The organism is Lysobacter daejeonensis GH1-9, from assembly GCF_000768355.1.
GTDB classification, from domain to species: Bacteria; Pseudomonadota; Gammaproteobacteria; order Xanthomonadales; family Xanthomonadaceae; genus Aerolutibacter; species Aerolutibacter daejeonensis.
This window is the reverse complement of sequence record NZ_AVPU01000038.1, coordinates 1-18,723: the sequence shown is the minus strand read 5'-3', so window position 1 is coordinate 18,723 and position 18,723 is coordinate 1. Positions and strand designations below refer to the sequence as shown.

Annotated in this window: 18 protein-coding genes and 1 pseudogene; 8 read left to right on the top strand and 11 right to left on the bottom strand. The window is 69.4% G+C overall.

Annotated features, from left to right (window positions below):
- Positions 1-237 precede the first annotated feature (237 nt).
- The 5 genes from N800_RS13825 (at position 238) to N800_RS13805 (ending at position 3,341) form a co-directional block, all read left to right on the top strand.
- A complete protein-coding gene (locus tag N800_RS13825; RefSeq protein WP_036139869.1) occupies positions 238-696 on the top strand; it encodes a YiiD C-terminal domain-containing protein in 459 nt (152 codons plus the stop codon).
- A 66-nt stretch (positions 697-762) separates the two neighbouring features.
- Positions 763-1,179 (top strand): hypothetical protein, encoded by a 417-nt coding sequence (locus N800_RS13820; protein ID WP_036139866.1) that lies wholly within the window; start codon positions 763-765, stop codon positions 1,177-1,179.
- 63 nt (positions 1,180-1,242) lie between these two features.
- On the top strand, positions 1,243-1,680 hold the full coding sequence (locus N800_RS13815) for a rhodanese-like domain-containing protein (RefSeq protein ID WP_156963007.1): 438 nt from the start codon (positions 1,243-1,245) through the stop codon (positions 1,678-1,680).
- A gap of 104 nt (positions 1,681-1,784) precedes the next feature.
- Entirely contained in the window at positions 1,785-2,303 is a 519-nt protein-coding gene (gene secB / locus N800_RS13810) for a protein-export chaperone SecB (protein WP_036139864.1), read from the top strand.
- Positions 2,304-2,315: 12 nt separating this feature from the next.
- Entirely contained in the window at positions 2,316-3,341 is a 1,026-nt protein-coding gene (locus N800_RS13805; RefSeq protein ID WP_036139862.1) for an NAD(P)H-dependent glycerol-3-phosphate dehydrogenase, read from the top strand.
- Positions 3,342-3,661: 320 nt separating this feature from the next.
- On the opposite strand, the gene N800_RS13800 is transcribed toward N800_RS13805, so the two are convergent.
- The 10 genes from N800_RS13800 to N800_RS13755 all read right to left on the bottom strand — a co-directional run bounded on the left by N800_RS13800 (position 3,662) and on the right by N800_RS13755 (position 13,386).
- Positions 3,662-4,219: an OmpO family porin gene (locus tag N800_RS13800; protein ID WP_036139859.1), complete on the bottom strand. Its 558-nt coding sequence runs from the start codon at positions 4,217-4,219 to the stop codon at positions 3,662-3,664.
- 152 nt (positions 4,220-4,371) lie between these two features.
- Complete coding sequence (locus N800_RS13795) at positions 4,372-5,685, bottom strand: sensor histidine kinase (RefSeq protein ID WP_036139873.1); 1,314 nt, start codon at positions 5,683-5,685, stop codon at positions 4,372-4,374.
- Positions 5,686-5,695: 10 nt separating this feature from the next.
- The gene (locus tag N800_RS13790; protein WP_036139856.1) at positions 5,696-7,072 is read right to left on the bottom strand and encodes a sigma-54-dependent transcriptional regulator; all 1,377 of its coding nucleotides are present in this window, start codon (positions 7,070-7,072) and stop codon (positions 5,696-5,698) included.
- A gap of 104 nt (positions 7,073-7,176) precedes the next feature.
- The gene (locus tag N800_RS13785; RefSeq protein ID WP_036139854.1) at positions 7,177-8,400 is read right to left on the bottom strand and encodes an ABC transporter permease; all 1,224 of its coding nucleotides are present in this window, start codon (positions 8,398-8,400) and stop codon (positions 7,177-7,179) included.
- Between the two features lie 17 nt (positions 8,401-8,417).
- On the bottom strand, positions 8,418-9,728 hold the full coding sequence (locus N800_RS13780; RefSeq protein WP_036139851.1) for an ABC transporter permease: 1,311 nt from the start codon (positions 9,726-9,728) through the stop codon (positions 8,418-8,420).
- 9 nt (positions 9,729-9,737) lie between these two features.
- Positions 9,738-10,478: an ABC transporter ATP-binding protein gene (locus N800_RS13775; RefSeq protein ID WP_036139849.1), complete on the bottom strand. Its 741-nt coding sequence runs from the start codon at positions 10,476-10,478 to the stop codon at positions 9,738-9,740.
- A 22-nt stretch (positions 10,479-10,500) separates the two neighbouring features.
- The gene (locus N800_RS13770) at positions 10,501-10,713 is read right to left on the bottom strand and encodes a hypothetical protein (RefSeq protein WP_036139847.1); all 213 of its coding nucleotides are present in this window, start codon (positions 10,711-10,713) and stop codon (positions 10,501-10,503) included.
- 1 nt (position 10,714) lies between these two features.
- On the bottom strand, positions 10,715-12,007 hold the full coding sequence (locus N800_RS13765) for an efflux RND transporter periplasmic adaptor subunit (protein WP_036139843.1): 1,293 nt from the start codon (positions 12,005-12,007) through the stop codon (positions 10,715-10,717).
- 180 nt (positions 12,008-12,187) lie between these two features.
- The gene (gene trmL, locus N800_RS13760) at positions 12,188-12,667 is read right to left on the bottom strand and encodes a tRNA (uridine(34)/cytosine(34)/5-carboxymethylaminomethyluridine(34)-2'-O)-methyltransferase TrmL (protein ID WP_036139871.1); all 480 of its coding nucleotides are present in this window, start codon (positions 12,665-12,667) and stop codon (positions 12,188-12,190) included.
- 11 nt (positions 12,668-12,678) lie between these two features.
- Complete coding sequence (locus N800_RS13755) at positions 12,679-13,386, bottom strand: SDR family oxidoreductase (RefSeq protein ID WP_036139841.1); 708 nt, start codon at positions 13,384-13,386, stop codon at positions 12,679-12,681.
- A 324-nt stretch (positions 13,387-13,710) separates the two neighbouring features.
- Here N800_RS13755 and N800_RS13750 point away from each other — a divergent pair, with 324 nt between their 5' ends.
- The 3 genes from N800_RS13750 to N800_RS13740 all read left to right on the top strand — a co-directional run bounded on the left by N800_RS13750 (position 13,711) and on the right by N800_RS13740 (position 18,273).
- On the top strand, positions 13,711-16,599 hold the full coding sequence (locus N800_RS13750; protein ID WP_036139839.1) for a M16 family metallopeptidase: 2,889 nt from the start codon (positions 13,711-13,713) through the stop codon (positions 16,597-16,599).
- A 128-nt stretch (positions 16,600-16,727) separates the two neighbouring features.
- The gene (locus N800_RS13745; RefSeq protein ID WP_036139836.1) at positions 16,728-17,051 is read left to right on the top strand and encodes a DUF4156 domain-containing protein; all 324 of its coding nucleotides are present in this window, start codon (positions 16,728-16,730) and stop codon (positions 17,049-17,051) included.
- 205 nt (positions 17,052-17,256) lie between these two features.
- Entirely contained in the window at positions 17,257-18,273 is a 1,017-nt protein-coding gene (locus N800_RS13740; protein WP_036139834.1) for a 3-oxoacyl-ACP synthase III, read from the top strand.
- Positions 18,274-18,375: 102 nt separating this feature from the next.
- On the opposite strand, the pseudogene N800_RS13735 reads toward N800_RS13740, so the two are convergent.
- A pseudogene (locus N800_RS13735) lies at positions 18,376-18,723 on the bottom strand (hypothetical protein); the annotation flags it as partial.

Sequence of the window (18,723 nt, the reverse complement as noted above, 5' to 3'; positions counted from 1 at the left end):
CGAGGCCGCGTCGTCGCGCGGGCGCAGCACCCACGGCGAGACCGCGATGCAGCCAGCGCCGCGTCGGCGCGCCGCGCTACGCATTTGGTCGTGTTGGCCGCGGGGCCGCAGCGAGATCACGTACCATCGCGGCGGCTGGCGGAGTGTGCGCGGGTGCATCCGGTCAGCTTGGCACACCCGCGGCGCCCGCCGCACCCCGCATCCCCTCCCGCGCCCTCCCCCCAGCGTCCTGTCTCCATGTCCAACGCCGAACTGCTGCAACAACTGCAACACCACTACCAGTCCATGCCGCCGGTTGCGGCGATGAACCTCACCATCGGCGGCTACGACGGCCAGCGCCTGCGCCTGCATGCCGCGCTGGCCGACCACGTCAACGACAAGGGCTGTGCGTTCGGCGGCAGCCTTGCCTCGATGATGACCCTGGCCTCGTGGGGCCTGGTGTCGCTCAAGCTGCACGAAGCCGGCATCGACGCCGATGTGTACGTGGCCGACAGCCAGCTGCGCTACCTGGCGCCGCTGTTCGCCGACCTGGACGTCACCGCGGAATTCGGCGCCGATGCCGACCTGGACACCTTCCTGTCCACCCTGCGCGAGCGCGGCCGTGCGCGCACCCAGCTGGTGGCGCGCGTGCTGACCCCGGAGGGCGTGGTCGCCACCGATTTCACCGCCCGTTACGTGGCCATTGCCCGGACCTGAACCCGCGCGACCGGCTACCATCCGCGCTGACGCGGGCTCAGCCCGCCCCGTGTGGAAGGAGTGACGATGCGCCTGTTCCGGCTCGCGATGGTGTGGTGCCTGCTGGCCTTGGCCGGCTGTGCCTCGGTCAACCAGCAGGGCGACAAGCTCGACCGCCAGCAATACGCCTGGTCCGGCGCGATCCGCTGGGGCGAGGTGGAAGGTGCGACCAACCTGATCGACCCCAAGCTGCGCGATGCCAAGCCGATCAGCGACGTGGAGCTGGAGCGCTGGAAGCACATCCAGGTCTCGGCTTACCGCGACATCGGGTCAAGCCGCGACCTGGAGGGCGGCAGCGCCGCGCGCGACATCGAGATCGGCGTGATCAACCGCCACACCATGGCCGAACGCACAGTGCGTTACCGCGAGACCTGGCGCTGGGACACCGAGGCTGGCGTGTGGTGGCTGACCAGCGGCCTGCCGGATCTGTGGGCGGGGCAGTAGCTTTTTTGCGCCTGCGGCGGCGCTGGGCGACAATCGCCGGCCCTGCCCCACCGTACTGATGCCGTGACCATCGAAGAACTGCTGGCCTTTGCCGGCCGCCACCCCTACCTGTCGATGGGCCTCGCCGGCCTGACGGTCGCGATCCTCTACACCGAAGTCGCCGGCCTGTTCCGCGGCTACAAGACGCTGCGTCCGGCCGAGCTGACCGGCCTGATCAACCGCGACGAGGCGCTGGTGATTGACCTCTCGCCCATTGCAGATTTCGAGAGGGGCCACATCGCCGGCAGCAAGTCGGTGCAGATGAGCCAGTTCGACCCGGAGAGCAAGCTGCTGGCGGGCGCCAAGGCGCACCCGGTGGTGGTGGTGTGCCGCACCGGCGTCACCGCCGCGGGCGCGGCCAGCCGGCTGAAGAAGGCCGGGTTCCAGCACGTCTACCTGCTGGATGGCGGCATCGCCGCATGGCGCCAGGCCGACCTGCCGCTGGTGAAGGGCCGCGCCTGAGCCCCTTGCGCCGCCACCATTCGCCCCCAGACTGATCCCGAGGCCGCGCGGGGAGCGCGTGCCATAATCGACCCCTTAACGCTTAACAAGCTGGAGTTGCTCCGATGTCCGAAGAAACCCTGAACGGCGCCGTCGCCGCTGACGAAACCGCCACCGGTCCGGCGTTCACGGTCGAGAAGATCTACGTGAAGGACGTTTCCTTCGAAGTCCCCGGCGCTCCGGCCGTGTTCAACGAGCAGACCCAGCCGCAGCTGCAGATGAACCTGCAGCAGAGCGTGCAGCGCCTGAACGACAACGCCTTCGAAGTGACGCTGGGCGTGACCCTGACCTGCAACGCCGGCGACAAGCCGATGTACCTGGCCGAAGTGAAGCAGGCCGGCGTGTTCGGCCTGGCCGGCTTCGACCCGCAGACCCTGGACGCCATGCTCGGCGTGCACTGCCCGAACGTGCTGTACCCGTACGCCCGCGAGACGATCAGCAGCCTGATCCAGGCCGGCGGCTTCCCGCCGTTCTTCCTGCAGCCGATCAACTTCGAGGCGCTGTACGCCGAAGGCCTGCGCCAGCGCGCCGCGCAGCAGGGCCAGGCCGGCCTGGCCGACGCCGAGACCGCCGGCAACGCCTGATCCCACGACGTGATGGAAGCGAAAGCTCCCAGCGTCGCGGTACTGGGCGCCGGCTCCTGGGGCACGGCGCTTGCGGCCTTGATTGCCCGGCACGGTCACCCGACCGTGCTGTGGGGCCGTGACGCGGCCACCATCGAGGCGATCGACGGCCGCCACGAGAACCCGCGCTACCTGCCGGGCATCGCCCTGCCGGACACGCTGCGTGCCACCACCGACCTGCCCACCGCGCTGCAAGGCGCGGACCTGGTGCTGGTGGTGGTGCCCTCGCACGCCTTCGCCGAGACCCTGCACGCACTCGCCCCGCACCGCCCGGCGCACGCCGGCGTGGCGTGGGCCACCAAGGGCTTCGAGCCCGGCAGCGGCCGCTTCCTGCACGAGGTCGCCGGCGAGGTGCTGGGCGACGGCGTGCCGCTGGCGGTGGTCACCGGCCCGTCCTTCGCCAAGGAAGTGGCGCAGGGCCTGCCGACCGCGCTGACCGTACATTCGGACGATGACGCCTTCGCCCAGCAGGTCGCCGAGGTGCTACATGGCCCGGCGTTCCGCGCCTACACCGGCGACGACATGCTCGGCGCCGAACTGGGCGGGGCGATGAAGAACGTGCTGGCGGTGGCCACCGGCGTGGCCGATGGCATGCAGCTGGGCCTCAACGCCCGTGCCGGCCTGATCACCCGCGGCCTCAACGAGATGCTGCGCCTCAACCAGGCCATCGGCGGCAAGGCCGAGACCCTGATGGGCCTGGCCGGCTTGGGCGACCTGGTGCTGACCTGCACCGGCGACCTGTCGCGCAACCGCCGCCTGGGCCTGGCCCTGGGCCGCGGCCAGTCGATCGCGGATGCGGTGCGCGAGATCGGTCAGGTGGTCGAATCGGTGCAGACCGCCGATGAGGTGATGCGCCAGGCCGACAAGCACGGTATCGAACTGCCGATCTCGAGTGGCGTGCGCGACGTGCTGCACGGGGTCACCACGCCGAAGGAAGGCCTGCAGCGGTTGCTGGCGCGCGAACAGAAGCCCGAGTATCCGACGGGGCTGTTCGAATAGGCGATCGGGCGCCGCGGCACTGTTGGGCCGCTTGAATGAATGGAAGAAGCCCGGCGAAAGCCGGGCTTTTTTGCGCTCCCGCATGCACGCTGCCGGGTCACCGGCCCACGAAGAAACCGGTGCAAGCCCCGATGGCCGCCATTGGCGATGCATCGGCTTGGCTGAGGGCGAACCGAGGAGCGACATGTCATCTGGACTTCGGCGACGCGGGCTTTTCCCCTGCATGGCAAAAAAGAAGCCCGGCCGGAGCCGGGCTTCGAATCGCGACGTTTCGGGGGAGAGAGAGATCGCGATTGGTGCTGCGTTGTGCGGGGCGCGGCTTAGAAGCTGACGCGCGGACCGACGAAGTACTGGGTGTCGCCGTCGATGAACTTGACGTCGCCCGACAGGCCCCAGGTCTGGTTGAACTTCACCTGGCCACCGAGACGGCCGTAGAACTCGCCGTCATAGTCATTGCCACCGTCCTCGTAACCGGCCAGCGCGTAGCCTTCGAAGTTCGGGGCCAGCGCCGAGCGCACGCCGGCTTCAACGCTATAGCCGTCGAAGTCGATGCCCTGGCCGGCGTCGTACTTCTCGTACGCCACGCGGGTCAGCAGGTCGGTGTTGGCGGTGATGTCGCGGTTATAGCCCACGCCGACGCGGTAGTGGTCGACGTCGATGTTGGTGCCGTCGATCTCTTGCTTGTCGAACTCACCGAACAGGTGGAAGTTCGGGGCGATGGCGCCCGAGCCCTTGATGGCCCAGCCGTCGGCGTCGCCGGCATCGGTGTTGGTCGCGGTGTAGCCACCCTCGACGTAAGTGTAGGACACGCCATCCGCGGCCGAAGCGGCGAACGGCAGGGCGGCCAGCAGGGTCAGGGCAAGCAGGGTACGCTTCATAAAGGTCTAAGCCTCATTATTGTTAGGGGCCGGTCGGGGGACGCCCGTCGGGGGAATCGGACGGACCGGTTGAGGGCCAGTATCCGCAGCCAGTTTCAATGTCCCCTGAATTGTTAACCTTTCAGTTCAGGAACTATCCAGACTCGGTGCGGTCACGCTGGCACGGTCAGGCTGACGCACAACCCGCCGCCGTCGCGGTTGAGCAGGGCGATGCGGCCGCCATGCGCCTCGGCGATCTCGCGCGCCAGCGCCAGCCCCAACCCCGTGCCGTTGCGCTTGGTGGAATAGAACGGCAACAGCGCGTTGGAGAGCACCGCTTCGTTCATGCCGTGGCCGCGATCCAGCACGTCGATGCGCCAGTCCTCTGGCAGCCGGCGGATCGCCACCTGCACTTCGCCCGCGGGAGAGCCGGACTCGTGCGCATTCTTGATCAGGTTCAACAGCGCCTGCTCGAACTGCGCGGCGTCCACGCGCACGCTGCCAACGGGTACCGGTCCGTCCACCACAAACACCACCTGGTCGCGCAGCTGTGCCACGAAGCGCGGCCAGTCCACCGGCTCCGTGCGCGGCGCCGGTAGCTTGGCGAAGCGCGCATAGCCGCGGATGAAGCCTTCCAGGTGCCGGGCGCGCTCCTCGATGGTGGCCAGCGCCGCGGGCACGCGTTCCGGCTGGCCGCGGCGCAGCAGCTCGGCGCCCGAGTGCGCCAGCGAGGCGATCGGCGCCAGCGAGTTGTTCAGCTCGTGGCTGATCACCCGGATCACCTTCTTCCAGGTGTGCACTTCCTGGCGGCGCAGCTCGGCGGTGAGCTGGCGCAGCAACACCAGCTCGTGCTCGCGGCCGTTGAGGCGGAAGCGGCGGCGCGAGAGGTGGTAGATGTCTTCGTCGTCCTCGTCGCCGATGCTGAACATGCCATCGCCGCCGCGTTCGAAGGCGTCGCGCATCGCCGGCGGCGCTGCGCCGAGCAACGCACCGAAGTCCTGGCCCTCCAGGCGGCGACCCTCGCCCAGCAGTTTGCGTGCGGCGAGGTTGGCCAGCACGATGCGCCGTGCCGGGTCGACCAGTACTGTCGCCACCGGGGTGTTCTGCACGATGGTGTCCAGCAAGAGTTCGCGCTGCACCAGCGCCAGGCGCTGTTCGCGCAGTGCGTCGCCGAGGGCGTTGTGGCTGGCGACAAGGTCGCCCAGTTCACCGCCGCCGGCCCACGACAGGCTGAAGCCGTAGTCACCGTCGCGGTAGCTGCCGACGGTGCCGGTCAGTGCACGGAACAGCGAGCGCATCGGCGCGAAGGCGCGGCGCACGTGGTAGACCAGCAACGGCGCCAGCACCAGCACGGCCAGTACCGCTGCGATCAGCGGCGAAGCGACCCAGCGCGCCAAGCCCCAAGCCAGCGCCACCGCCGCGGTCATGTAGCCCAGCGCGATCAGGCTGAAGACCAGGCTCAGGGGCAGACGTTGGCGCAGGCGCATGCTGCGGTCCTCAGGCGCGCGGGGTATCGTCGCGGCGCAGGCCAAGCCGCTCAAGCCGCCGGTACAGCGCCTGCCGCGACAAACCCAGCTCCTGCGCCGCCTGCGCGAGCACGCCGCCATGGCGCTGCAGGGCGGCCTCGATCGTGGCGCGGTCCGGCTCGTCCACGCTGCCATGGCCGTTGCCGGCTGCTATCGCGGTGGAGACCGCCGCGTTCGCAGGCAGGCCAAGATCTCCAGCGCCGATCACCGTGCCGGCGGCGAGTAGCGCCGCGCGCTGGATGGTGTTGCGCAGTTCGCGCACGTTGCCCGGCCAGCGATGGGCCAACAGCGCGCGCTCGGCGGACGCGTCCAGACGTTTGCCGTCGGGCAGGAAGTGGCGGGCCAGCGGCAGGATGTCATCGGGGCGCTCGGCCAATGGCGGCAGCACCAACTCGATCGCGTTGAGCCGGTAGTACAGGTCCTCGCGGAACTGGCCGGCGCGGATCAGCGCCGGCAGGTCGGCATTGGTGGCACTGACCACGCGCACCTTGACCTGGCGCTCGCGGTTGCCGCCGAGGCGCTCGAAACGGCCGGTCTCCAGCACGCGCAGCAGCTTCACTTGCCCGGCCGGTGGCAGGGTGCCGATTTCATCGAGGAACAGGGTGCCACCATCGGCGGCTTCGAACTTGCCTTCGCGCGCGCGCTGCGCGCCGGTGTAAGCGCCGGCTTCGGCGCCGAACAGCTCGGCTTCGATCAGGTCGGCCGGCAACGCGCCGCAGTTGAGCGCAACGAACGGCCCGGCCTTCACCGAGGAGTTGGCGTGCACGATTTCGGCGACCTTCTCCTTGCCCGCGCCGTTGGGGCCGGTGACCAGCACCGGCAGCTCCGAGCGCGCCACCTGGCAGGCCAATGCCAGCACCCGTTCGGTGGCGGCGTCGGCGAAGACGTAGCCGCGCAGGTCGTGGTCGCGTTCCAGCGCGCTGCGCCGACGGCGCTCGCCGTCGCGGTGGCGAGCCAGTTCGCGCCGTGCCTGCGACAGTTCCAGCAGGTTGTTGACCGTGGCCAGCAGCTTGCGGTCGTCCCAGGGCTTGGCCAGGTAATCGGCGGCGCCGGCCTTGACCAGGTCCACCGCGCTTTCCAGATGGGTCCACGCGGTGAGCAGGATCACCGGCAGGTCCGGATGGTGCGCGCGGATCTGTTCGAACAGCGCGAGGCCTTCCTCGCCCGAAGTGGTGTCGGCCTGGAAGTTCATGTCCTGCACCACCAGGTCGACGGGTTCTCGCGCCAGCAACGCAAGACCGGCGTCCGGTGAGGCCGCCACTCGCGTGTCGATGTCGTGCAGCGAGAACAACGTCTCCAGCGCGGCGGCGATCGCGGGGTTGTCGTCGATGACCAGGATCGTGGGCATGCGCTGTTATACCCGCTCTGCGATGCAAGCTGCAGGGGTGGCGGCGACGGCACAAGGTCCGCCGTCGCGTCCGGCCCGGGCAGCATGCGGCATGCCGGACCCGCTCACGCCGTGCGCGTCGCGACAGCCGGTGGTACCGCCGCTGCACGCAGCGCCGGCCCCAGCACCGAGAGCTGCCCCAGTCCCCACAGCACCAGCGCGCCGGCGGGCAGGTACAGCACCGGCAGCCGCGGCAACTCGTAGTGCTGCATCAGCAACTGGTTGAGGCCGAACGCGCCGAGCATGCCCAGGACGATGCCGATCGTGGCCAGCAGGAAGTTCTCGGTCTGGAAGTAGCGCAGCACCTGCGAGCGGGTGGCGCCCAGCGCGCGGCGCACGCCGATCTGCTTGGTGCGCTGCTGCACCCAGAAGCTGGCCAGGCCGACGATGCCCAGCGCGGTCACCACCAGCAGCAACACGCAGATCGCCACCAGCAGCCACGCCATCGAGCGGTCCTGGCGGTAGTACTTGGCGATGACGTCGGTGAACGGGTCCTGGCGCAGGATGATGCGACGCGCGCTGTTGCGCTCCAGCGCCGCGACCGCGGCGGCCTGCACTTCGGCGCGACGCCCGGGTTCGGTCCGCAGCGCGAAGCGGCCGAAGGTCACGTTGCGTACCGGCAGGATGATCGAAAAGCCGCTCTCGGCCGCGCCGCCAATATCGTTGGGGCGGATCAGCGTCTCGACCACGCCGACCACGCGGTGCGGGATGTCGTCGCGGTTCCAGCTGTAGATCAGCTTTCCGACGGCGCTTTCGCCAGGGAACAGCTTCTGCGCCACGGCACGACTGAGGATCACCGTCGGCAGTGTCAGCTTGGAGTCCGGTGCGCTCAGCGCTTCCCAGTCGACATATTCCTCGGCGGTGAAATCGCGGCCTTCGGCAAGGGTCAGGCCCAGCGTGTCGATCAGGCCCTCGCCCAGGTACACCGAGGTGTTGAGGTTGGGCATCGGCTGTTGCGGCTTGAGGCTGACCGAACTGTTCCACGACGAGTTGTCGAACGGCACTTGGTTGAGCGCGGTGGCCGCTTTCACGCCCGGCAGGGCGCGCAGGGCCGCGACGTCACGTTGGGTCAGCTCGCCGGCTTTTTCGTCGTCGCCGATGCCAGCGATGCTGATGCGCACCAGTTCGCTGTCGGCCATGCCGGTGGGGCGGTCCATGCGCTGCAGGCGGGTGCTGATCAGGAACACCGCGTTGCAGATGATCGCGCACGACAGCGCGACTTCCAGCACGATCAGCGCGGCCGCGGTTTTGTGGCGGCGCAGGGTGGAGAGGATGGGGCGGATGTCCATGGTGGTCCTCGACAGGGTCACTGGCTCTTGAGCTGGATGGCGGGCGCGACCTGGCAGGCGCGCCAGGCCGGCAGGATTCCGGCGAGGACGCTGGCCAGTAGTGCCAGCACGAAGGTGGTCAGCAGCATGGTGCCGTCCATGCGCGCCAGCGCCGCGTAATCGGCGGGCTGCTGGCGCACGGCCCACAGGCCGAGCCAGGCCAGGCCGAGGCCCAGCACGCCGCCGACCATGCCGACGGTGCCGGCCTCGACCAGGCACTGGGCGAAGATCGCGCGGCGGGTGGCGCCCAGCGCGCGGCGCACGCCGATCTGCGACGCCCGCCCGAGGAACTTGGCCAGCAGCAGGCCCACGGTGTTGAGCAGGCATACCGCCAGGAATCCCAGTGCGAGCCACAGCTGCAGGCGCACGTCGCCCGGCACTGCGTCCTGATCGTCCAGCCACTCCATCACGCTGTGCAGGCGCACGTTGGTCGGGCGCTCGAAGCGGCCGGCGGCGCGCTGCTGGTCGGCGTAGTTGCCCAGGTACTGGCGATAGGCGGCGAGCTTCTCCGGCGTGCCCAGCTCCACCCAGTACTGCAGCCAGGCACACGGTGCGTTGGCGCCTTGCGCACCCTCCGGATCGGTGCCGGTGTCGCCCCAGCAGTTCATGTTGCCCTGGGTGGGGAACTTCAGCGCACGTGACGTCCAGAACGGCACGAACACCTGCTCGACCTCGCTGAACAGGTCGTTGGTCACGTCGTAGAAGCGCGGCGTGAGGCGCCATTCGTCGAGCACGCCGATGATGCGCAGGCGCTGGTTGCCGGCGAGCAGGGTCTGGCCGACGCTGTTGGCGCCACCAAATAGCTTGTCGTTCAGCGCTCGGGAAATCACCGCGACCTGTGCGCGTGATTCGTCATCGGCGCTGCTCCAGCCGCTGCCGTAGCGGAACGGCACGTCGAACATCGGGAAGAAGTCCGCGGTGGTGTAGCGCGAGTCGACGCGGAACGGTTCGATTCGGCCGTCCGCCGCTTCCAGCGCCAGCGTGCCGCCGGTCATCAGCGCCTGACGGTCGCCGCGTTTGTCGCGCAGCAGCGCCTCGGCGTCGAAGCGGGTCATCTGTGCTTCCGGCTCGTCGCCCGGGGTGAAGCCGTTCATCGAGCGCGGGTCCAGGCGCGGGTAGAACAGCACGTGGCTCTTGCTCGGGATCGGATCGCCGGACAGCACGTGGAACACGGTCAGCGTGGTCATGCTGGCGCCGATGCCCAGTGCGATTGCCAGCACCATCAGCGCGGTCAGCACCTTGTTGCGGCGGAAGCTGCGCAGGGCGAGCTCAAGGTAATAGCCGAACATGGGGCCTCCTCAACCGACCGGGTTTGCAGCGCGGGCTTCGGCCTCGGCCGCCAGCTGCCGTGCACGCACCAGGCTGGGTTCGGCCGACACATCGGTGGCCATGCCATCGACGATGTGCACGTTGCGCTGCGCGCGCGCGGCCAGCTCCGGGTCGTGGGTCACCATCACGATGGTGGTGCCGGCGGCGTTGATCTCCTCCAGCAGCTCCATCACCCCGCGTGCCATCTGCGAATCGAGGTTGCCGGTGGGCTCGTCCGCCAGCAGCAGGCGCGGCTGTCCGGCCAGCGCGCGGGCGATGGCGGCGCGCTGCTGCTGCCCACCGGAAAGCTCTGCCGGGTAATGCTTCATGCGCGAGCCCAGCCCGACCTGTGCCAAAGCGTGCTCGATGCGCTGGCGGCGGTCGGCGGCAGGCAGGCCGCGGTAGCGCAGTGGCACATCCACGTTGTCGAACAGGTTGAGGTCGGGGATCAGGTTGAAGCCTTGGAAGATGAAGCCGATCTTGCGGTTGCGCAGGCGCGAACGCGCATCGTCCGACAGGCCGCTCACGTCCTCGCCGTCGAGCTGGTAGCGGCCGCCGGTGAAGTCTTCGAGCAGGCCGGCGATGTTGAGGAAGGTGGTCTTGCCCGAGCCGGAGGGGCCGGTGACCGCGACGAATTCGCCTTCGCGCACGTGCAGGTCGAGCGAGCGCAGTGCGTGCGTCTCCACCAGTTCGGTACGGAAAACCTTGGTGACACCTTGCATGTGCAACATGGACGGGCTCCTGGGGGCGGGTTCAGCGGTGGACGTGGAAGTGGGCGGGCAGCGCGGCGTTGCACGCGTAGCCGGCGCGCAAGGCGCGACGCGGGGTCGCGGCGTTGTTGGCGGCGCGGGCGTCGTCGCGGGGGGCGTCGAAGTCCAGCAGTTCGAACAGGCGCAGCGGGACGGCAGCGGCCAGTTCCTGCGCCGACCAGTGCAGCGATGCGGGGAAGTGGGACGAAGCGTTCATGTCACTCTCCTGAGACGCGGATGCGTTCGGCGTCGCCGAACAGGTCGGTGCCGGCCACCACGATGCGATCGCCGACACGGGCGCCATCGACGATCTCGACGGCATTGAGGCTGCTGGCACCGGTGCGCACGGCGCGCTTGACCGCGCTGCCACCGTCCATGACGAAGGCGCTGTGGCCGCCGCCCTGCTCCAGGAACGGGCCGCGATCGACCATCAGCACGTTGCGTCGGGTGTCGAGCACGATGCGCGCGCCCAGGCGCTGGTTCTGGCGCAGGCCCGGCGGGGTCTTGCCGGTGAAGCGCAGGCGGCCGGTGACTTCGCCGTTGACCACCTCCGGCGACACCGCCGAGACCGCCGCGGCGTAGCTGCCGCCCGGGCCGCTGAGCTGCGCCGGCATGCCGATGGCCAGGTCGCGGGCGAAGCTTTCCGGCACCTTGATCTCGACTTCGAACACGGTGAGGTCGACCACGCTCAGCACCGGCGCGTTGAGTGCCACGTTGCTGCGCTGTGCGACCAGCACCTGGCCCACTTGCCCGTCGAACGGCGCGCGCAGGGTCAGCGCGTCGACCTGGCGCTGCACTTCGACCACCACCGCGCGCTGGCGATTGGCCAGCAGGTGCTTGTTGCGCGTGTCCAGCCCCGCACCCTGACCCTGCAGTACGAGGTCCTGGCGCGCATGGGACAGGCCGATCTCGGCCTTCTTCAGTTCATCACGCGCGCGCAGCACGTCGACCTGCGGCACCGCGCCGCCGTCGAAGCCGCGCTGGTTGCGTTCCAGCGCACGTTCGGCAGCCTGCCGATCGACCATGGCCTGGTCGAACAGCTTGCGCGCGGTGGAGCGGGACAGGGCCGCGTCCAGCGCTGCACGGCTGGCTTCGGCTTCCAGGCTGGCCAGCGTGGCCTGTTCCTGCGCCAACTGGCTGCGCAGTTCGGGACTGTCGATCTCGGCCAGTGCCTGTCCGCGCTTCACTGCGTCGCCGGCCACCACGTGCAGGGTGACGGTGCCGCCGGCGATGGCGTACAGGGTGGGGTTGTTGGCGGCGATCACCCGGCCGTCGGCGGCGATGTCGCGGACCAGGTCGCCGCGACGCACTTCGGCGATGCGCAGGCGGCTGGCGTCGACCGAGCGCGCGCCGGCGCTCCAGCCCTGCGCCAGCCAGGCGGTGGCCAGCAGCAGCGCGCCGCCACCGGTGGCGAGCAGGAGGTTGCGGCGACGGCGCGACCGGTTGGCCAGTGCGGTCGCCGCGGCGGCGCCTATCGTCTGGTCCTGCGCGGAGGTGTCACGGATGCTCATGGGGTCCTGTGTCGGGGCCGGATCGGTGGCCCGTGTTCACAGAAGTCAAAGCAAGCTCCGTGCCAACTTTTAACTATTTGTTTTTGTTTGGTTTTAATCGAGCGCCATGGTGTCCGTCCGCCCGCGGACACGTCCGCCGGACGCCCGCCAGTCCGCTCCGTCTGTCCGTGGCGTGCGGGCTCAGGCGCCGCCGGCAAACCCCTGCTGCCGCCACGCCTCGAACACCACCACCGCCACCGCGTTGGACAGGTTGAGGCTGCGGTTCTCCGGCCGCATCGGCAGGCGGATGCGTTGCGCGGCCGGCACCTGCTCCAGCACCTCCCCCGGCAGGCCGCGTGTTTCGGGGCCGAACAGGAAAGCATCGCCCGGTTGGTACGCCACCGTGTCGTGGCGCACGCTGCCGCGCGTGCTCAGCGCGAACAGGCGCGGTGGCGTGCCGTTTGCCGCGGCGATGGCGTCCAGCGCGGCCTCCAGGCTGTCGTGAACCTGTAGCGCTGCGTACTCGTGGTAGTCCAGGCCGGCACGCTTGAGTTGCTTGTCCTCAAGGGTGAAGCCTAGCGGCGCGACCAGGTGCAACCGCGCGCCGGTGTTGGCGCACAGCCGGATCACGTTGCCGGTGTTGGGCGGAATCTCGGGCTGGAACAGGATGACGTCGAACATCGCCGCATTGCTCACCACGGCATCGGCTCGCCGCGACGGTTGAGGAAGCGGCCGTTGTCGGCCGGCGTCGCCGCATCGACCACGCGCAGCATCGCCGCCACCGCGTCTGTGGCCGGGAGCTGGGCGCCATCGCCGCCCATGTCGGTCATCACCCAGCCCGGGTGGAAGGCCAGTACCGTAAGGTGTTGCTCGGCCAGCGCCTGCGCCAGCAGCGCGGTGACCATGTTCAGCGCCGCCTTCGACACCGCGTAGGACGGCGTGTGGAAGCCGTCGACCGAGCCCACAGAACCCAGCACGGACGACAGGTTCACCACCTTGGCGCCGGCCGCCAGGTGCGGCGCCAGCGCCTGGGTCAGCAGCAGCGGACCAAGGGCGTTGGTGCGGAAGCTGTCCTCGAAGTTGCCGGCGGTCAGGTGGCCGAAACGCTCGCCCGAGTGCAGCACGCCTGCATTGTTGATCAGCAGGTCGACGTCGCCGCCCACCAGTGGCAGCTCGCGCACCAGTTCGGCGCGCGACTTCGCATCGGTGATGTCCAGCGGCAATACGTGCAACCGCCCGGGGTGCTCGGCGGCCAGCGCATTGAGCGCGGTGGCGCGGCCCGGGTGGCGGCAGGTGGCCGTGACCCGATCGCCGCGCTCCAGCAACTGGCGGGTGAATTCCAGGCCGATGCCACGGTTGGCGCCGGTGACCAGGCAGTGCAGGGAAGGGCGGGTGGACATGGCGTCGCCTCCGGAAGCTGCGTGCATTGTCCCCGAATCCGTGAGCAGGCAAACCCCGGTCGTCCGCCCGTCCCGCCCGTCCCGCCCGTCCCGCCCGTCCTGCCCGTCCTGCCCGGCCCGCCACCCCGCCTTATTGACAGCTTCGGGCACCTCCGGTCACCAGAGGCGAAGTCTGAGCGTCCACGCCATTCGCCGACGGCGCCGCCCACGCACGCGGCCCACGACCTCCCTACCGGGACTTGTGGCCTAGTGCCCGCGCGGGACCCCGCCGCTACCATCGACCGTTGCCCGATCCGGGTGCTTTCCGTCACAAGGAGTGTCGTAATGACCGTGTTTGCCCGGCCACGTGCCGCCGCCCTCGCCCTTGCCCTCGCCACCGCGATGGGCGGGCTGACCTTCACCCCGGCGCCCGCGCTGGCCAAGGCCCCGGCCAAGGTCGACATCGCCTACGACGAATTCACCCTGCCCAACGGCCTGCGCGTGGTGGTGCACACCGACCGCAAGGCGCCGATTGTCGCGGTCAACCTCTGGTACCACGTGGGCAGCAAGGACGAGCCCAGCGGCCGCAGCGGCTTCGCGCACCTGTTCGAGCACCTGATGTTCAACGGGTCCGAGAACCACCCGGGCGAGTACTTCGAGCCGTTCGAACTGATCGGTGCCACCGACATGAACGGCACCACCAACCAGGACCGCACCAACTACTTCCAGAACGTGCCGACCACCGCGCTCGACACCGCGCTGTGGATGGAATCCGACCGCATGGGCCACCTGCTCGGCGCGATCGACCAGAAGACCCTGGACGAGCAGCGCGGCGTGGTGCAGAACGAGAAGCGCCAGGGCGAGAACCAGCCCTATGGCCAGGTCTGGACCAAGCTTGGCCAGGCGCTGTACCCGAAGAGCCATCCGTACGGCCACACCGTCATCGGCTCGATGAACGACCTCAACGCCGCGTCGCTGGATGACGTGAAGCAGTGGTTCCGCACCTGGTACGGCCCGAACAACGCGGTGCTGGTGCTGGCCGGCGACATCGACGTCAAGACCGCCAGGGAAAAGGTGGCCAAGTACTTCGGCCACATCCCGGCGTCGCCGACCATGGCCCAGCCCAAGGTCGACGTGGCCGTGCGCGCGCAGTCCACCCGCGAGGTGATGCAGGACAAGGTGCCGGCGGTGCGCGTGTACCGCGCCTGGAACGTGGCCCAGGTCGGCACCACCGACATCGACCAGTTGCAGCTGCTGGGCTTCGTGCTCGGCGGCAGCAAGAGCTCGCGCCTGGACACCCGCCTGCTGCACGGCGACAAGCTGGTCGACAGCATCAGCGCCGGCGCATACGCCTCGCAGCTGGGCTCCAACTTCATGATCACCGCCACCCTCAAGGACGGCGTCGACCCGGCCAAGGTCGAGGCCATCATCGACGAGGAACTGCGCAAACTGATCGCCGAAGGCCCGACCGCCGCCGAGCTGTCGCAGGCCAAGGTGGCCACCCGCGCCAGCTTCATCCGCGGCATCGAGCGCATCGGCGGCTTCGGCGGCAAGGCCGACGCGCTGGCCGAATGCGCGATCTACACCGGCAACCCCGGCTGCTTCCGTGACTCGCTCAAGACCATCGAGACCGCCACGGCCACCGACCTGAAGGCCGTGGGCGCGAAGTGGCTGGGCAAGGGTGACCACACCCTGATCGTGCAGAAGGGCGAGCGCACCCCGCTGCCGGAAGACCCGGCGGGTACCCCGGCGCCGTTCCAGTTGCCGGCCGTGGACAAGAAGTACAAGACCACCGCCAGCACCGTCGACCGCAAGGCCGGCGTGCCGATGCCGACCCAGTTCCCGCAGCTGGCCTTCCCGGCGCTGCAGCGCACGACCCTGTCCAACGGCACGCAGGTGATCCTGGCCGAGCGCCATGACATCCCGGTGGTGCAGATGAGCTACCAGTTCAACGGTGGCTATACCGCCGACCACGGCGCCAAGCTGGGCACCTCGAGTTTTGCCATGGGCATGCTGGACGAGGGCGCCGGCGAGCTGGGTACGCTGGCCTTCGCCAACCGCGCCGAAGCGCTGGGCGCCAACCTCGGCGCCAGTGCCTCGCTGGACGGCAGCAGCGCCTATCTGTCGGCGCTGAAGGAGAACCTGGACCCGTCGCTGGACCTGTTCGCCGACATGCTGCGTGCCCCGCGTTTCGACCAGGCCGAGGTGGACCGCATCAAGGCCAGCTGGATCGCCGGCATCAAGCAGGAAAAGGCGCGTCCGAACTCGGCCGCGCTGCGCGTGCTGCCGCCGCTGCTGTACGGCGCCGACCACGCCTACGCCATCCCGTTCAGCGGCAGCGGCACCGAAGCCTCCATCGCCAGCCTGACCCGCGATGACCTGGTCGCGTTCCACAAGGCCTGGGTGCGTCCGGAAGGCGCCACCTTGATCGTGGTCGGCGACACCACGCTCAAGACCATCGTGCCGATGCTGGAGAAGCACCTCGGTGACTGGAGGGGCGAAGGCGCCGCGCCGACCGTGGCCGCCCCCGCCGCCGTGGCACGGCCGGCGCAGCCGCGCGTGTTCCTGGTCGACCAGCCGGGCGCGGTGCAGGCCAACCTGTTCGTCGGCCAGCTGATGCCGTCGTCCAAGGATCCGGGCGCGGTCAAGCTCGAAGTGGCCAACGACGTCATCGGCGGCTCGTTCACCGCGCGCCTGAACATGAACCTGCGTGAGGACAAGCACTGGTCGTATGGCGCCCGCACGCAGCTGGTGAACGCGCTGGGCCCGCGCCCATGGCTGGCCGTGGCGCCGGTGCAGATCGACAAGACCGTCGAGTCGATGCAGGAAGTGCAGCGCGAGGTCAGCGAGTACGTCAGCGGCAAGGCGCCGCCGACCGCGGCCGAGGTGGCCAAGATCCAGGCCAACGAGAGCCGTAGCCTGCCGGGCGCGTACGAAACCGCAAGCGCCGTGATGGGCACCATCGGCGGCATCGTCCGCTACGGCCGTCCGGACGACTACGTCACCCGCCGCAACGCCGAGATCGCGGCGCTGACCCCGGCGCAGGTGACCGAGGCGGCCAAGGCCATCGACCCCAACGCCCTCACCTGGGTGGTGGTCGGTGACCTGAAGCAGATCGAAGCCCCGGTGCGCGCGCTGAACCTGGGCGCGGTGCAGGTGCTGGATGCCGACGGCAAGCCGGTCGTTGCCACCGCGGCACCGGCCGTGCCGGCCAAGCCGGCCAGCGCCAAGTAAGGGCGCAGACTGTGACCCGTGCCGCCGCTCGGCGGCACGGGTCACGCGCGATTCATCGCCACGGTTCTCAAGCTGAACGCCCCGGGCGACAATCCGGGGCGTTTCTTGTTTCCCTTCCGGAGTTGCCCATGCGCCGTCTGTTGCCCCTTGCCGTTGCCACCGTCCTGTTCGCCAGCGGCTGCACCTGGGTGCACATGGCCCCCGGCGCGAGCAGCGTGCGGGTCATCGCCGCCGGTGCCGCCCCGGCCGGCTGCGTGAAGCGCGGCGAGGTGGTGGTCTCGGTCAAGGACCGCATCGGCCCCTACGGGCGCAACGAGCTGCGCGTGCGCGAGGAGCTGGAAACCCTGGCCCGCAACGAGGCGCCGGGCCTGGGCGCGGACACCGTGCAGCCACTGGGTGAGCCGCAGGACGGCGGGCAGCGGTACGCTGCGTGGCGCTGCGCGGCCCGCTGACGCAGCCCCAAGCCGTGCGCCAGCCCATGCTGGCCCGGACGTCGCCCGTCCGGGGAGGGTTCCCGGTCGGCTGTGAACCGGTAGGCAACGTGCCGGCAACATCCAACTTTCGTCGCCTTGGCACACCCATCGGGCCCGGGCGGATGCGCTGCGACCGCGAAGGCGTTAATCTTTCGTGTTCTACGCCCTATTGGTTTGCCCGCCCATGCTGTTCCAACATGTCGCCATCGCCGGCCTGGCCCACATCGACGCGCCGCGCCGCCTGAGCTCGGAGGAGATCAACGCCCGGCTCAAGCCGACGCTGGACCGGCTTGGTATCCGGACCGACGTGCTGGGCGACATCGCCGGCATCCATGCGCGCCGCCTATGGGACGGTGATGTGCAGGCCTCCGACGCCGCCACCCTCGCCGCGGTGAAAGCGCTGGCCGACGCCGGCATCGAGCCCGATCGCGTGGGCCTGCTGGTCAACACTTCGGTCAGCCGAGACTACCTCGAGCCGTCCACCGCCTCGATCGTCTCCGGCAACCTTGGCCTGCCCGACACCTGCCAGAACTTCGACGTCGCCAACGCCTGCCTGGCCTTCATCAACGGCATGGACATCGCCGCGCGCATGATCGAGCGCGGCGAGATCGAGTACGCGCTGGTGGTCGATGGCGAGACCGCCGACCTGGCCTATGAGAAGACGCTGGAGCGCATGACCCGCGCCGACGTCACCGACGAGGACTTCCGCAACGAGCTGGCCACGCTGACGCTCGGCTCCGGCGCCGCGGCGATGGTGATGGCGCGCAGTGAGCTGGCGCCTGGCGCGCCGCGCTACAAGGGTGGCGTCACCCGCGCCGCGACAGAGTGGAACAAGCTCTGCCGCGGCAACCTCGACGGCATGGTCACCGACACCCGCATGCTGCTGATCGAAGGCATCAAGCTGGCCACCAAGACCTTTGAAGTGGCCAAGCAGAAGTTGGGCTGGGTTGCCACCGAGCTGGACGAGTTCGTCATCCACCAGGTCAGCAAGGTGCACACCGCGGCGTTCACCAAAGCGATGGGCATCGACCCGAAGAAGGTCATGACCATCTTCAACGAGCACGGCAACATCGGCCCGGCGTCAGTGCCGATCGTGCTCAGCAAGCTGCGCGAGATGGGCCGCCTGAAGAAGGGCGACCGCGTGGCGCTGTTGGGCATTGGCTCCGGCCTGAACTGTTCGATGGCCGAGGTGGTCTGGTAAGCGCAGTGCGCAACTGGCACGGCCTGCAGGCCGCGCTACACCCTCTGCGGAAACCCGGCTTCGGCCGGGTTTTCTTTTTCTCGCGGGCGGGAGCCGCGTCGCTCAGTGCCGCAGGCAGCGGCGCGGATGCACGCCCGCTCGTTCGCACATCTGCCGCCGGCAGCGTTGGCCCTGCACGCTGGTGGACGCGGGGCAGTGGTCCAGCATTGCGCGCAGGCTCTGCTTCTCTGGCGTCGCGCGTGTTTCGTTCGACGTTTTCGCAGCCGGCGTCGGTGCCACCGTCGCGGTCGGCGTGCGCGCAGCGACTGCCGCGCTGGCCACCACCGCAGCGCTCGCCGCGGACGCCTCCGGCATCGGAGCCCGGTCCAGCCGTCGCGCCAGCCGGTCCATGCCGCGGGTGTCGCGTGCGGGCACCGTCGGCTGCTGGATGTTGCCCATCAAGGTTTGCAG